At 62.8% G+C, this 1,598-nt stretch carries 1 protein-coding gene; it reads left to right on the top strand.

The window, feature by feature from the left end; translation table 11 throughout:
* The first annotated feature begins 337 nt into the window (after positions 1–337).
* Complete coding sequence (locus BLW08_RS23580) at positions 338–1,333, top strand: patatin-like phospholipase family protein (RefSeq protein WP_091328652.1); 996 nt, start codon at positions 338–340, stop codon at positions 1,331–1,333.
* The last annotated feature ends 265 nt before the right edge of the window (positions 1,334–1,598 follow it).

Raw genomic sequence — 1,598 nt, 5'->3', positions numbered from 1 at the left:
TACTGCACCCGGGAGGGTGTGGGAGAGTAGGACACCGCCGGACAACCATTCACGAAGAGCCCCGACCACCACGGCCGGGGCTCTTCGCATTTAACGGTCCGCCGCATGCAACCCCTGAAGAAGGCCCCCCACCAACGTGGAGGCCTTCTCTTCGTTAAGGCCCATGGTGCAATGCCCCCAGGCCGTGCTAGCTTTTCAGGTGATCGTGAACCATCCGCAGGAGGTGAGACCCATGAATGCAGTATCCCCATTGGGCTCTCCAGGTTGTCCACGATCCCGCGACTGAAGTAGTCGCCGTCGGGAGCCCCTAAGCCGCATGACGCGAAAGGCAACTCCCATGCAAACAAAACCTTCTTCAGCGATACGTGCCACTGCAGCAGCAGTGCACGGATCATCCATTTCCAATCAGTATCCGGGTCCGCTTACAGCCGCGCTCACTTCACGTTCCCCGGAAGGCCGCGCGTTGGTCCTCGGGGGCGGCGGTTCCACCGGCAATGCGTGGCTTATTGGCGTCGTGGCCGGTCTTTTCGACGCAGGCCTTGATGTCGCAAAGGCTGACCTGATCATTGGCACATCTGCGGGTGCCACCGCAGCAGCGCAGATAGTCGCTGCTTCACCTCGTGATCTGTTTGCTGCCACCCTCGCGCCGATACCAGGGGCCCAGCGCCGCCCGCGCGGGAATGGTCCCGGATCTGGTCAGGCCGGCGCAGTGGTGGACCATCTGACGCGGATGAACCGCATTGTTGCCGGCTCGTCAGACGCGACCGACATGCGTCGCAGAGTGGCCAAGGCTGCACTGGAACTGGACGCGGATTCGGACGATTCCTGGAGTGGGCAGTGGCGCTCAACTGTTGCCGCGCGGCTCCCGCAGCAGGATTGGCCTGAGCAGGAGGTGCTCATCACGGCTGTCGACGCCCGCAGCGGCGAGGCTGTCGTGTTTGATCGCAGGAGTGGCGTTGCCTTGGTGGACGCAGTGGCAGCCAGCTGTTCCAGCGGCCGGCCCTACAGGATTGGGGACGACAGGTTCATTGATGGCGGTTTCCGCTCGAATGCCGAAAACGCAGATCTGGCAGCCGGCTACGGCAGGGTGCTGGTCCTGTCACCTTTCAGCGGCAGATCCCTTCAACCAGTGGAGTGGGGCATGCACCTGGGTACCCAGGCTGATGCTCTACGCGCAGGCGGCAGCACAGTGGAGACGATCTTTCCCAACGCAGAGAATGACCACATGTTCGGCGCAGATGCCATGAACATTGCACTGCGACCGGCCGCCGCCCAGGCCGGCTACGAGCAAGCGGGACTACTTGCCGGAAGACTGATCGATCTCTGGGGCTGACCACACCGAGGGGCTCCCAACAAGGTGGGAGCCCCTCGAAATAACTCCCGCGCTTCCGGTGGCATTTTGTGTGTGGTTTCACCGCCTTCGCGGCGGTCCATGTCAGGGAGTGACGGCATAGCCTTCCCAGTCCAGGAACGCGCCGGGACAGTGCTTGCACCGAGCTGGCCACCGAACCAGGGATTAGGTGGGCTGGCAGCTGCGCCTTCAAAGCGTCCCTGAACCTATCAGGTGTTCGACGGCGGTGTGGTGGGGGTTTTGGGGG

The organism is Arthrobacter sp. cf158 (assembly GCF_900106835.1).
Lineage (GTDB): Bacteria > Actinomycetota > Actinomycetes > Actinomycetales > Micrococcaceae > Arthrobacter.
The sequence above is the reverse complement of the archived record's forward strand: the minus strand, read 5'-3'. Positions and strand labels throughout refer to the sequence as shown.

What these genes read in the sequence shown, in the direction of transcription:
- BLW08_RS23580 (WP_091328652.1), top strand. Translation starts at nt 338, where the DNA reads ATGCAAACAAAACCTTCTTCAGCGATACGTGCCACTGCAGCAGCAGTG.